The sequence below is a fragment of the Idiomarina sp. MD25a genome (genome assembly GCF_001870515.1).
Taxonomy (GTDB): Bacteria; Pseudomonadota; Gammaproteobacteria; order Enterobacterales; family Alteromonadaceae; genus Idiomarina.
Window position 1 is genome coordinate 493,619 of record NZ_MDGT01000003.1, and the last position, 13,775, is coordinate 507,393.

At 50.2% G+C, this 13,775-nt stretch carries 10 protein-coding genes; 6 read left to right on the forward strand and 4 right to left on the reverse strand.

What is annotated here, in order from left to right:
• Positions 1-86: 86 nt before the first annotated feature.
• Complete coding sequence (locus BFR57_RS06455) at positions 87-1,478, forward strand: Na+/H+ antiporter NhaC family protein (RefSeq protein WP_071463189.1); 1,392 nt, start codon at positions 87-89, stop codon at positions 1,476-1,478.
• Here the strand turns inward: BFR57_RS06455 and tadA are convergent.
• Positions 1,437-1,934 carry a tRNA adenosine(34) deaminase TadA gene (tadA, locus tag BFR57_RS06460; RefSeq protein WP_216096900.1) on the reverse strand — a complete coding sequence of 166 codons (498 nt, stop codon included), beginning with the start codon at positions 1,932-1,934 and terminating at the stop codon, positions 1,437-1,439. The two genes, BFR57_RS06455 and tadA, sit on opposite strands and share 42 nt — an antisense overlap.
• Before the next feature lie 76 nt (positions 1,935-2,010).
• On the opposite strand from tadA, the gene BFR57_RS06465 reads away from it, so the two are divergent.
• Together BFR57_RS06465 and mltF are read left to right on the forward strand one after the other, a co-directional pair.
• A complete protein-coding gene (locus tag BFR57_RS06465; RefSeq protein WP_143441051.1) occupies positions 2,011-3,312 on the forward strand; it encodes an amidohydrolase in 1,302 nt (433 codons plus the stop codon).
• On the forward strand, positions 3,313-4,686 hold the full coding sequence (mltF, locus tag BFR57_RS06470; protein WP_143441052.1) for a membrane-bound lytic murein transglycosylase MltF: 1,374 nt from the start codon (positions 3,313-3,315) through the stop codon (positions 4,684-4,686). It abuts the gene before it with no gap.
• A gap of 5 nt (positions 4,687-4,691) precedes the next feature.
• Here the strand turns inward: mltF and rfaH are convergent, their stop codons facing one another.
• Positions 4,692-5,189: a transcription/translation regulatory transformer protein RfaH gene (gene rfaH / locus BFR57_RS06475; RefSeq protein WP_071463190.1), complete on the reverse strand. Its 498-nt coding sequence runs from the start codon at positions 5,187-5,189 to the stop codon at positions 4,692-4,694.
• Positions 5,190-5,416: 227 nt separating this feature from the next.
• Positions 5,417-5,560: a hypothetical protein gene (locus BFR57_RS12855; protein ID WP_171903946.1), complete on the reverse strand. Its 144-nt coding sequence runs from the start codon at positions 5,558-5,560 to the stop codon at positions 5,417-5,419.
• Between the two features lie 146 nt (positions 5,561-5,706).
• Between BFR57_RS12855 and purL the strand changes: the two genes are divergently transcribed.
• Both purL and BFR57_RS06485 read left to right on the forward strand, forming a co-directional pair.
• A complete protein-coding gene (gene purL, locus BFR57_RS06480) occupies positions 5,707-9,597 on the forward strand; it encodes a phosphoribosylformylglycinamidine synthase (RefSeq protein ID WP_071463191.1) in 3,891 nt (1,296 codons plus the stop codon).
• A 134-nt stretch (positions 9,598-9,731) separates the two neighbouring features.
• Positions 9,732-10,235: a hypothetical protein gene (locus BFR57_RS06485; protein WP_242603679.1), complete on the forward strand. Its 504-nt coding sequence runs from the start codon at positions 9,732-9,734 to the stop codon at positions 10,233-10,235.
• A gap of 33 nt (positions 10,236-10,268) precedes the next feature.
• Here BFR57_RS06485 and BFR57_RS06490 read toward each other — a convergent pair whose 3' ends face one another.
• A complete protein-coding gene (locus tag BFR57_RS06490; RefSeq protein WP_071463192.1) occupies positions 10,269-13,202 on the reverse strand; it encodes a zinc-dependent metalloprotease family protein in 2,934 nt (977 codons plus the stop codon).
• Between the two features lie 213 nt (positions 13,203-13,415).
• Between BFR57_RS06490 and BFR57_RS06495 the strand changes: the two genes are divergently transcribed.
• A complete protein-coding gene (locus BFR57_RS06495; protein ID WP_071463193.1) occupies positions 13,416-13,700 on the forward strand; it encodes a hypothetical protein in 285 nt (94 codons plus the stop codon).
• Positions 13,701-13,775 lie beyond the last annotated feature (75 nt).

Consider the following 13,775-nt stretch of genomic DNA (forward strand, 5'->3'; position numbering starts at 1 on the left):
TTTGAGCGGCCTTTTTATTTTCATATCTTGCCGCCCACCGCTAATTCCGCTAACCTCGCTCAATCACTTATTAGATAAAAGCCACTATGGAACTGAGCTGGACCAGTTTACTACCTTCACTACTTGCCATCATTTTTGCCATAGTGACGCGACGCGTTCTACTGGCACTGATTGGCGGTATCTTACTCGCTAATATCATTCTATTTTGGCCGTCCATCCAAGGTATGGCGCAAGGTACTTGGTGGTCGAGTTGGAGTACGCTGACTGATAGCAGCAACATGCTAGTATGGTTCTTTACATTGGGCATTGGCGCCTTATTTGGCGTGCTAGAAAAGGGCGGGACCTTTAAGCAGTTCGTGCAAAAACTGGAACAGCGTCAGTGGGTCGAAAATAAACGGCGCGCACGGATGATGACGTGGGTACTGGGCGTCGTGGTGTTTATCGAATCCAATGTCACTATTATGATTGCCGGCACAACCTCGCGTCCACTCTACGATCGCTTGGGCATTTCGCGCGAAAAACTCGCCTACATCGTGGATTCCACCTGTGCTGCGATTTGTATTTTAATTCCACTCAACGCCTGGGGTGCGTTTAACCTCACATTGATTGCTAAACAAGGCGTTGAAGAACCCTTATGGGTCTTTATTCAGTCGTTAGGCTTTAGCTTCTACGCTATCTTTGCAGTTCTGCTGGCGCTTTTAGTGGCGTGGTTTGACTGGAACATCGGTCCGATGAAAGCGTTTGAGCGTAACGCACAGCCCGATCGCGTATCTAAACATAATTGGGGTGAAGAAGGTAAAAGTAAACCGAGTTATGGCAAGGGCACGGCTGTCGTATTAACGTCGCTGTTGAGCCTCGTGGTGATGGTACCGGTGATGTTATTAATTACGGGCAACGGTGTGCTGGTTAAAGGCGATGGCACCCTAAGCGTATTTACTGCTATCTATACTGCGCTGGCGATTGCCATCGTGGGTACAAAATGGGTACGTAAAACGTCGCTACTCACCATTATCAAAGCAGCCTTGCAGGGGGCATGGAACATTTTACCACTCGCCGTTATTTTGTGGCTGTCCATTACCTTAGGTGGTCTAACGCGTGATATGGGAACGGGCGAGTTTTTAGCCTCGATTCTGGATGGCAGCATACAGGTTTGGATGTTGTTACCGCTGATATTCGTGCTGGCAGCATTAACGGGCTTTTCTATTGGTTCAAGCTGGGGTACCTTCGCCATCATGCTACCACTGGCGATTCCTATCGCAATGTCGCTCAATTTGCCGTTGGCACCGTTTATCGCGGCAGCGATATCGGGCGGTATCTTCGGTGATCATGCGTCGCCGATTTCTGACACCACCATCATTGCATCCATGGCATCCGGTACCGAGCACATCGACCACGTACGCACGCAACTACCTTATGCGTTGCTGGCGGGCGGTGCGTCAATCGTTGCCTTTGCCATCACCGGTGCGGCTATCGGCTGAAGCCTTGTTTCGGCGAGCCCTGAAAAATTGGCGCAGAATATCGCCGCAGGGCTCCGCTAACACGCCAGACGTTATTTCAACGCGGTGGTTCATTGAGGCATGATTAAGGACTTCAATCGCCGTGCCTGTCGCACCGGTTCGCGGATCGGGGGCACCAAATACCAAGCGTTTGACACGCGCATGGGTAATCAGCCCAGCACACATCGCGCACGGCTCCAAAGTGACGTACAACGTCGAGTCGACCAGACGGTAGTTGTCCACCTGTTTACCCGCCGCACGAATCGCTTGTGCCTCGGCATGGGCACTGGGATCCGATAACGTGATGACCTGGTTGTAGCCCTCGCCAATAATCGTGTCATCAAGCACCAGTACGGCACCGACCGGCACCTCATCCTCGTCAGCGGCTTTTTGCGCCAATTCAAGGGCGCGTTGCATGTAGATTTCATCAGTTGTCATGGCAGCGATTTTAGCGCAGACTAAGGTTAAAGACATCCAAATTTTGCGGCCAACCCCCATCACAGGGAGAACAACAATGAAGAACTGGGCATTTGCACTGACAACGGCAGCGGTAATAAGCGCTTGGGCGCTACCAACGCACGCACAACAGCAATCACCGGTGATGATTGATAGTAACCTGGAACAACAAGTGATTGATTGGCGTCGTCATATTCACGCGAACCCTGAACTGAGTAACCGTGAATACGAAACGGCCAAGATGGTGGCTAACCATCTACGCGAACTTGGATTAGAAGTAAAAACGGATATCGCTCACACCGGTGTGGTGGGACTGTTAAAAGGCCGTGGTGATGGCCCAACGGTGGCGCTACGCGCCGATATGGATGCCTTACCGGTCACTGAAAAAACCGATGTGCCATTTAAATCAACTGTGAAGTCAACCTATCGCGGTAAGGAAGTCGGTGTCATGCACGCGTGTGGACACGATACCCATGTCGCTATGTTGATGGGAGCAGCTGAAAAGCTCGCCAGTATGCGTGATGAACTCAACGGCAACGTACTGTTCATCTTCCAGCCTGCAGAAGAGGGTGCGCCTGAAGGTGAGGAAGGCGGAGCCGAGTTGATGCTAAAACAGGGCCTGTTTAGTGATGTGTTCCCGAACTATAAACCTGAGCGCGTATTCGGTATTCATGTTTGGGCGGGCTTCCCGACCGGGCATATTGGTTATCGTAAAGGCCCATTAATGGCGTCATCGGATAAATTTGAGATTACCGTCAAAGGTAAACAGACCCATGGTTCACGTCCTTGGGCGGGCGTTGATCCGATTGTGACATCAGCGCAGATTATTAATAGCGCGCAAACGATTATCAGCCGCCAAACGGATATCACTAAAGCACCTGCTGTCGTATCATTTGGTATTGTCGAAGGCGGCGTGCGCAACAACATCATTCCTGATGATGTCACCTTAATAGGTACCATCCGTAATTTCGATATGGATATTCGTTCGGATATTCATAAACGTCTGACGCACACAGCGGAAACCATTGCCGAGGCCAATGGCGCAGAAGCCGATGTTGAAATCGATTTAGGCTATCCTGTCACGGTTAATAACCCTGACCTCGTTGAGGAAATGCTGCCTATTACCCGTGAAATCGCTGGCGCAGACAACGTGAAAGAAGTGCCATTGGTGACAGGTGCTGAGGATTTCTCATACTATGCGTTAGAAGTACCGGGGATGTTCGTATTCTTAGGCGTAACGCCCGAAGATCGTGATATGGCCTCAGAGCCGAGTAATCACTCGCCGTACTTTTATGCCGACGAAGATGCACTAAAAACTGGCGTTAATCTATACGTTAACTGGACACTTGAGTCACTGTAGATGAAGTCAGTGGTAGTAAAGTGGTGTGGAGCGGCGCTGTTAGTAACCTTTTTACTCGGGTTGCAAGGCTGTACGCCGCAGCCCACGCCCAACCAACTACAAATCGTTAAAGAACGGCAAGTGTTGCGGGTGGGGACACTAATGAATCCCACCAGCTTCTATTACGATCATGAAGTCGAGCAGGGGTTCGAGTATGAACTCGCACAACGTTTTGCCCGTCGCATGGGCGTTGAAGTGCGCATGGTGCCTCGGTTTGATGTCGCTGATCTGTTTGCGCTGTTGCAACGCGGAGAGGTGGATATTGTCGCCGCGGGCTTAGATGAAACCGCTAACCGTCGCGAGTTATTTAGATTCGGGCCGCCCTATGATGAAATTAGTCATAAACTCATATTTAAGCAAGGCTCAAGGCAACGTCCACGCGACTGGGCGCAAGTCGATGATGGCGAGATTGTGGTGGTACAGGGCAGCTCCCATGAAGAGTTTTTACGCGCCCTTGAAGACGAATTCCCGGATTTAAAATGGCGCTCAACCAGTGACCATGATGCCGTTGAACTGATGCGCATGGTCGATCGCGAGGAAATTGACTACACCATCGCCGATAGCAACCAACTCGAGGTGCAACGACGCGCGCATCCGGGTCTGAGCGTGGCATTCACTACCCAACGTGAGCTACAAGTTGCTTGGGCATTGAAAAGTACATCGGACGATTCACTGTATGCCGCAGTCATTGAGTATTTCGGTGAAGTACGTGATAGCGGGCGCTTAGCGTACCTGAAAGAAAAACACTTTGGTCATGTAAAGCAGTTTAATTACGTCACTACCAGCTTGTTTATTGATGCGGTCGAGCAGCAGCTTCCAAAATACATCGATCTGTTTAAACAACATTCGGGAGAGCTCGACTGGCGTTTGTTAGCGGCGATTTCGTATCAAGAGTCACTGTGGAATCCTCGCGCGGTATCGCCAACCGGCGTGCGCGGCATGATGATGTTGACACTACCAACTGCTAAAGCCATGGGGGTTAAGAGTCGGCTCAATGCAGAACAAAGCATCCGCGGTGGAGCGCGTTATTTCGAGCGTATGTTGCAACGTATTCCCGCACGCATTCCAGAGCCCGACAGAACTTGGTTTGCCTTAGCAGCTTATAACATTGGTTTTGGTCATCTCGAGGACGCGCGAGTATTAACAGAGCGACAAGGCGGTAACCCCGACCGATGGTTGGATGTGAAACAGCGCTTGCCATTATTACGACAAAAGCAGTTTTATCGCCAAACCAAATTTGGCTTCGCACGGGGTGATGAACCGGTCACATACGTGGGAAATATACGCCGTTTTTACGACACATTGAAATGGTTAGACGAGCAAGGACGTTTATAACGGCATTAATGCAGTTGCAGTTCATTGTAGGATAACGAGGCTTTCACTTCCTTTTGCATCCACTCGAGTAAGACAAAGCAGCGTGATTCGCCATCGAGGCCAATGACTTTCGCCATAAAACCTTTAAACGGACCTTCGTTGATCTCAACCTGATCGCCGATTTTAGGTGCTCGAGTTTCCGCCAAGGCATCCTTGCCCTTAAAAGTGTCTATCCATGACTGCGGAAGCTTTGGGATTCTGTCGCCAAACCGCACGAGCGAATGTACCCCATACGTACTGCGCAGTTTATAAAACTGTTCAGCCAGCTCGTCAGATTGCACAAAAACATATCCAGGGAAGAGTGGCTCCGTGCGCAAGCTGCGCTTACCACGAACAATGCGTTCGACATTTAACTTAGGTCCGAAACATTTAAAGCCTTGGCGGTTGAGATTTTCCAGTGCCCGGTCTTCCTGACGCGGTTTCGTTTTAAGCACATACCAACCACCGAATGTCTGCGTGTCCATACGAGACGCCCCGGTTGCTTAATCTGACGAGAGGAAGTTTATCGCTGTAACAAACGGATTTACAAAAATTTAGAGTCAATATTCTTTAACGTGAGAAATTGACGTCAAAGACCGTAAAAAATACATTTTGAATGTAGTATAAATTCTAGTAAGGGCGCTTTACGACGTGAAAAGCTTAAAAAGCTATAACTTTCTGCATATAAAAACGTAAAAAGCTAAGCCGAAGCTTAGCTTTCTATCTTGGGTGAGCCTTCCTTTTTCACCAAGCGGAACCATTTTTCTCGGCGCTCGATAATTCGTTTACGGCGTGCACGAACAACAGCGCGGCGACGAGCATCATTGGCGGTCTTATTAATTCGGCGTTGTGACATAAAAGACTCCTTTGCAGGTGGAACTTGATCCTAGCAGATCACTTCCTAAGCTGTCACTTAAAAAGCCAAAGTCAAACATGGCAGGCAGAGGGATTTTTCGATATAATCGCCGCGCAAATTTTACACAAGCGTTGGAGACTGTTGTCGTGGAAATCTTTCGTGGTTCACCTGCCTTATCGGCGTTCAAAATTACAAAAAAGCTTGAACAACTCAAACATGCGGGGATCCCCATAAAGAGTTTATATGCGGAGTATCAGCACTTTATTCACCTTCGCAACACACTCTCCGACGCGCATCACGACATTCTCAAGCAACTGCTAACCTACGGCCCCACCGCTCAACAACAATCACCCAGCGAATCCAGCACGCTTATTCTAGTCGTCCCACGTCTTGGTACTATTTCGCCTTGGGCATCAAAAGCAACCAACATTGCCCATAACTGCGATATTAAAGAAGTCCATCGTATTGAACGCGGTGTCGCGTATTATCTCGAAGGTGACTTATCAGCCGAAGAGCAAAAACAAGCTGCACTGCTTTTGCATGATCGCATGACCGAGAGCGTGTTGTATCACATGAGTGATGCTGAAAAGCTGTTTCAACAAGCCGAGCCAGCACCATTGTCCAACGTCGATATTCTGGCCGAGGGCCGCTCAGCTTTAGAAGACGCCAACGTATCGCTCGGTCTGGCGCTCGCTGATGACGAAATCGACTATCTATTAGAAAACTTCAAGAAGTTGGGGCGCAATCCAAACGACATCGAGCTGTACATGTTTGCGCAGGCAAACTCTGAACACTGTCGTCACAAAATTTTTAACGCGGATTGGACCATTGATGGCGAGGCACAGCCTAAATCGCTATTTAAAATGATCAAAAATACCTTCGAAGTCACGCCAGACTATGTGTTGTCGGCATACAAAGACAACGCCGCGGTGATGGAAGGGCACGAAGCAGGGCGCTTTTATCCAGCGCCCGAATCGACCACGTATAGCTACAACCACGAACCGATCCATATTTTGATGAAGGTCGAGACGCACAATCACCCGACAGCGATTGCCCCTTATGCCGGCGCAGCGACCGGTTCGGGTGGAGAAATTCGTGATGAAGGCGCCACCGGTATCGGCTCAAAGCCCAAAGCAGGTTTGGTGGGCTTTAGCGTCTCTAACTTAAACATTCCGGGCTTCAAACAACCGTGGGAAGAAAACTACGGTAAGCCTGCACGCATCGTGAGCGCACTCGATATCATGCTCGAGGGGCCGCTCGGTGGTGCCGCATTTAATAATGAATTTGGTCGCCCAGCGCTAACCGGCTACTTCCGTACTTATGAGCAAACGGTGAATAGTCATAACGGTCGCGAAGTACGTGGTTACCATAAACCGATCATGATCGCCGGCGGTTTAGGTAATATCCGCGAAGCGCACGTGCAAAAAGATGATATCCCCGTCGGCGCAAAACTGGTCGTGTTGGGCGGCCCTGCGATGAACATCGGTCTGGGGGGCGGTGCTGCGTCGTCGATGGCATCGGGCGAGTCAGCAGAAGACCTTGATTTTGCTTCAGTACAGCGCGATAACCCTGAAATGGAACGTCGTTGCCAAGAGGTCATCGATCGCTGTTGGCAGCTCGGTTCAGATAACCCCATTGCCTTTATTCACGACGTAGGCGCGGGTGGTTTATCCAATGCCATGCCAGAACTCGTCAGCGACGGTGGTCGGGGCGGCCGCTTCGAACTACGTGACATACCCAACGACGAACCCGGTATGACACCGCTTGAAATCTGGTGTAACGAATCACAAGAGCGCTACGTGATTGCCATCGCGCCAGAAAACATGGCGCGTTTCGAGCAAATCTGTGAACGCGAGCGTGCCGAGTACGCTGTAATTGGTGAAGCGACCGAAGAACTCACCATCTTGTTGAATGATGCTAAATTCAATAACCAGCCGATTGATCTACCGCTTGACGTGCTACTCGGTAAACCACCGAAAATGCACCGTGACGTCAAACGTCAACAAGCGGCTGGCGAAACGCTCAAACTCGACAGCATCGATGCCAATGAAGCCGCCGAGCGCCTGATGCGCTTACCAAGCATCGCCGAGAAAACCTTCTTGATTACTATTGGTGATCGCTCGGTCACCGGCTTGGTTGCACGCGATCAAATGGTTGGTCCGTGGCAGGTACCGGTTGCCGATGTGGCGGTTACTGCCGCTTCTTACGATACTTATCATGGTGAGGCCATGGCGATGGGCGAACGTACGCCATTAGCCTTGCTAAACTATGGCGCTTCTGCGCGCATGGCAGTTGCTGAGGCGCTGACTAACCTTGCAGCCGCCGATGTCGGTGAATTAAAACGCGTTAAATTGTCAGCTAACTGGATGGCCGCCGCTGGTCACCCCGGTGAGGATGCTGGCTTATACGAGGCGGTAAAAGCCATCGGTGAAGAACTTTGCCCTGCATTGGAAATTACCATTCCGGTGGGTAAAGATTCCATGTCGATGAAAACCCAGTGGCAAGATGAGGGCGAAGACAAAGCCGTAACCGCGCCACTGTCACTGGTGATTACCGCCTTTGCGCGGGTCAATGATGTACGCAACACCTTGACGCCACAACTGCGTCTGGATAAAGGTGATACCCACCTTATTGCCATCGACTTAGGTCAAGGTAAGAACCGTTTAGGCGGTTCAGCGTTGGCACAAGTGTACAAGCAACTGGGTGAACAAACCCCCGACTTAGACGACGCAGCGCAGTTCAAAGCATTTTTCGAAACCTTGCAACAGCTGATAGCTGAAGGGCGTATTCTTGCGTATCACGACCGCTCTGACGGTGGTTTAATGACGACCTTGGCTGAGATGGCGTTTGCCGGTCACTGTGGTGTCCATGCCGATTTGAGCGATTTAGGTGATGAAGCCTTAGCAGCACTGTTCAGCGAGGAACTCGGTGCCGTCATACAAGTGACGGCCGATCAGCGTGAACACGTACTCTCAGCATTCCACAAAGCAGGGCTCGAGAACGCTATCCATGTCATCGGTCAGCCCACCGAGCGAGATGAGATTAAACTGACCTTTAACGGTGACACCGTTATTGACTCATCGCGCACGCATTACCGTACGTTGTGGGCCGAGACCACGCATCAAATGCAGCGTTTACGTGATAACCCAGTGTGTGCCGATGAGGAATTCCAGCTTAAACAACGGGTTGACGATCCAGGCTTGCAAGCCGATTTAAGCTTTGATGTGCATGAAGATATCGCAGCACCCTATATAGCTAAAGGCAGCGCCCCGAAAGTGGCTATCTTGCGTGAGCAAGGTGTGAACTCGCATTACGAAATGGCTGCGGCTTTTGACCGTGCTGGTTTTGAAGCCGTAGACGTGCACATGAGTGATATTTTAACAGGGCGTGTCACCCTTGATGAGATGCAAGCGCTGGCTGCCTGCGGTGGCTTCTCCTACGGCGATGTACTGGGTGCCGGTGAAGGTTGGGCTAAATCCATCCTATTTAATCAACGCGCACGTGATCAGTTCGAAGCGTTCTTTAACCGCGACAATACGCTAGCGTTAGGCGTGTGTAACGGTTGCCAGATGCTTTCAACACTGAAAAGCCTGATTCCGGGTACTGAACATTGGCCGCGTTTTGTCACCAACCGCAGCGAACGTTTTGAAGCGCGCTTTAGTTTGGTCGAAGTACAAGCGACAAATTCGGCGTTCTTTGACGGTATGCAAGGCTCGAAAATGCCGATTGCCGTATCGCATGGAGAAGGGCGTGCCGAATTTGCCGCAGCTGACCAACAAGCACAACTTGAGCAAGCGGGTCAGGTAGCATTGCGCTATATCGACAACTGGGGCGACGTGGCAGAGCAGTACCCTGCCAATCCGAACGGCTCACCGAGTGGTATTACCGCGGTCAGCAGTCGCGATGGCCGCGTGACGGCAATGATGCCGCACCCCGAGCGTGTATTCCGCACTGTTGCGAACAGCTGGCATCCCGATGAGTGGGGCGAGGATAGCCCATGGATGCGCATGTTTCGTAACGCACGCACACGCTTCTAACGAGCGCGTTGATAGAAAAGAGCAAGCCATTGAGCTTGCTCTTTTTTTTTGCCTTTTCAAAACCTTTACGCCGGTGAGCCTAGCCAAATATCTGAGGAACCGCATAATAGAATTAAGACTCAACAGGAGGCAGTATGATGAAACGTATTATAGCACTCACAGGTATCCTAGCCGCATCGGTCGCGCTCACTGCACACGCAGAAGATCGTAACTATGTTAGCGGTGGTTACAACGATTTTGGTGATTCAGACTTTTACATCAAAGCATCACGTCAAATCGATTCACATTGGGTGATTGAAGGTGAGGCGTTTGATATTGGTGATTTTGGTACGCGTTTAGGCGGCCAATATTTGTTGAGCAACAGCCCGTTGTTCTTGAAAGGCGGCATGAGCCATTACGATTTTGGTAATACCGATGATACGGGTGGCTACGTGGGTATCGGTACTGAAATCGGCTTAAGCACGCAAGCAACAGCCATGTTTGATGCAACCTACGACTCAGCACTAGACGGTTATGCGTCAGTGGGCGCCAAAGTGCGTTACAACTTTGATCAGCGTTTCGCTGCCGATATCGGTTTCCGGGGCAATTTCGACGATATCGACAACGAATTCCGCGTGGGTATCACCTACAAATTCTAAGGTTTCCACTCCGAGCAAGGTGGTTTGCGGGGCTTAACGGCCCCGCTTTTTTATCCAACCTTGCTTGACTCCACCCAAGCCTGCCAGTAACAGCAGCATCAACCAACCTGTACTACCACCACTACTGCCGCCACCTGAACTACCACCCGTTGTGGTCGTTGGTGCCGCCGCAACATCGATAGTTTCCTCAAAGGTATCCGTATTACCGGCAGTATCAGTGACGGTGACCGACACGGTATAAGTGCCTTGCTCACTAAAGCTTAAGCGCGCAGAGGTCAGATCCTCGTTACTAATAGTGACGGAGCTGTCATCAACAGACCATTCGGTGGTATCTAAATCCAAGTTGCCCGATGTCGTAATCGTGGCCGTTGTTGCACCACCTGCGCGCACGCTTGAAGGCGAGAAACTCATCGCATCAACAGCAACCGGTTCAATCGCTTCAACTGAAATGCTGATGGTATCCATGACCGAGTTACCGTTGCCATCGTTTACACTGGCAACAAAGTCATAAGCGCCCGAGGCTTGCCCCGGAATATCAAACTCAAACACGTTGCCATCGCTACGAGTCGGATCAAACACCGCGTTGTCACGGCCCGGTAAACGTTGCTCAACGGTCAGGGTATCGTAGAACGACGTATCGCTCGGCTCATTCAGCGTGACGGTCAAAGTAAACGGCTCATCCTCAAGAATGGTGTCGCTACTTGCGGTAAAACTCAAAATTGCAGGCTGGTTGTTACTGTACGCACGAATCGGAATCGTCACATCCGGTGCACCTTGAACACCCAAGTCAGCAACAATAACCACTGTACCCGTATCGGCGATACTCGTCGCATCACCTTCAACACTGAGAGTAATGACGTCACCTTGCGGCGTCGTAGTGCGGTTGGTTTGCGTCACCGCTAGGTTATCAATGCTGACATCACCACCAATCGAATAGGTCGGTGTAACATTCGTAGGTACATTGACTAACTCAGCAGATAAACTAACCGCCTCGTCCGATACGATCTCATAGCCTTGCGTGAGGTAACCTGTGACAGGGATATCATTATTCGCAGGACCTTCCCACCAAATCATGCTCGATACGCTGTATTCGGAGAAGTTAGTGTTTACTACGCGCAGTGGCAGCTGAAATACATTGCGTTGGTCGGTATCCGCCAATTCTGCCGCAATCGCCGCCTGAGAACGCTTCGGCGTAATAGTCAGCGTACGTTCAGCACCACTGCCCGATACCGAGACATCAAACCATTCACCCGCCTGAGCAATACCCTCACTGATGCTTGGGCGACCCATCGATTCATCAAAGTACGTCGCTAACTCAATATTCGAATTAAGAATGCTATCGTCGCTGAGCAAGACGGTGAACGACTGTGCATCACCCACACCTGCGGTTAACACGTTGTTATCGGTAAAGATAAACGCGTCGTTGCCACCGCTTGATGAGACAGAAGCAGAAAACTCACCAATGAGCTGGTAACCGTTATCGTCTGAAGGGACCAATACACAAATACCCAAATTGCCCGGCTCAATAGCGCCCGTGAGTGTCGAGCCGGTGATGGTCTCGCCGTTCTCGATCTGTTGCTGAGTAAAATAGCGGTTACTATGACAATTACGATTAACAACAAGATACTCACTAACAGAGTCGTCCGGTAGTTGCAATTGAACGCTACCGCCGTCCAGTGCAACACCGACATTTAAATAATCATTCCAACGTTGGAAGCGGCGCGTCCATGGGGTGGTTAAGGTCGTCGCTTTAGCCGCATTAGCCGCATCAACCTCCGCTTCGGATTTACCGGCAGGCGTGCCATTAATATCTAAATCGGGACTTGAATAGAGCGCCTCGCGACTACAGGTACCGTTCGGTGCCACCTCGCGACAGCTCGAGCCATACGCCATAATGGTGTAAAACTCACCATCGGGGTCAACATAGCCGTAAGGGATGTGGTTATCGATTTGTGAGCCAGAACCTTGCTCATTATTGTCCAACGTATAGCGGTCGTGCAGCAAACCAATGTTATGACCTAACTCGTGGGGGAAAGTCCCGGTCCCCAAACATTGGTACGTGGTAAACGCGACGTGGAAGTCGGGCGAAATGCCAAAAAAGGTGTTATCGGCAGCGATATCCGAAGCAACATACGCTTGTCCGCAGACATCATCGCTCACCCCAATGTAGTGAATCACATCGGCGTTATATTGATCGCGTAAGCGACTCGCCATACCACTATTAACGAGTTCATCTAAGATATCGGTCGAAGGGGCACCCACAAAATCATTTTCAGTGCTTGGCAATACAATAGGGTGAGCGCCGACAATACGATGGGCGAGTGATAATTCTGACTGCTCGTAGACAAAGTTGGTAACGGCATCAGCGTACTCAATATCCTCATCAAATACCGCATCGTTCTCAGCCATATACGCGGGCAAGCGAGGATCAAACAGAATCAACGTATCAATACTAGAATCGGAAGCGGTATCAGTAGTAATCGCATCGGCTTGCATGGATGGTGTCGACTGCGCGCCGCGCCACTGAATCGCTTGCGTCATATCGGCTGACTTTGCAGTCGCCGGCATACGTAATGGTTCTGGGTACTTGTTATTGACTAACACAGTTTTCGTGCGATTGCCTGTCTGATACACCTTAACCCAGTTACCCTCGGCATTTTGTAGAGTATAGATAGTGTGTTCAGGCGTATGGTAAATACTGCCCGCAAAGCGCTGTACCTTGCCATTACTGAGCGGCCTGTCCAGTACGTAAAAGCCTTGCGTTGGTTTACTGCCTTCAGCAATAACATATTCAGCCGATATGTTATCTGAGCCACTACCAAAAGGTAGAGCGACCGATTGACCCAGCGAAAACTGCTGTGTTTGTAGTTGGTTATGTAGTGTAGGCTGAGGTTCAACGGTTTGCGCCAGAGCACTGTTTAACGCCAATGACGCAACAATAGCGGATGTCAAAGATAGTATTTTCATATAATCAACTCTAAACGTTTAGATTATGTTAGTGTCGCCTAACTCAGGCTTATGATCAATGTTGTGAAAAAATCGTGTTAAAACAGTAAAATAATTTGCAAACCATAAGAAACCTGATAACGTATTACCCAATCATGAATGCGTTTTTTAACAACGCAAGATTGATTGGCCAATCGATTGAATTTTGTAGAACGTGTACACAGAGGTGTAATTATGAAAAAACTTTCAGCTTTGTTTGCTGCAGCTGCTTTAGCAGCGGCCCCAGGCTTGGCTTCTGCACAAGACGCAGAGCCAGCAGGCTCTGAGTCATCAGGTATTGGTGGCGTAAGCGCAACCACTATCGGTGTGGGCGCTGTTGCAGCGGGTATCGCAATTGCTGTCGCTGCTGACGGTGGCGATGATGAAGATCCAGGTACAACCAATCCTCCAGGCACTGGTACTGAAACCGCGACTGGTACAGGTACTGGCACTGGTACTACGACAGGTACTGGCCAGTAATTGGTTAACACTTAACTAAGTGTTTACAAAGCCGCCCTCAACACGGGCGGCTTTTTCGTTTATAGTTGTTTACCC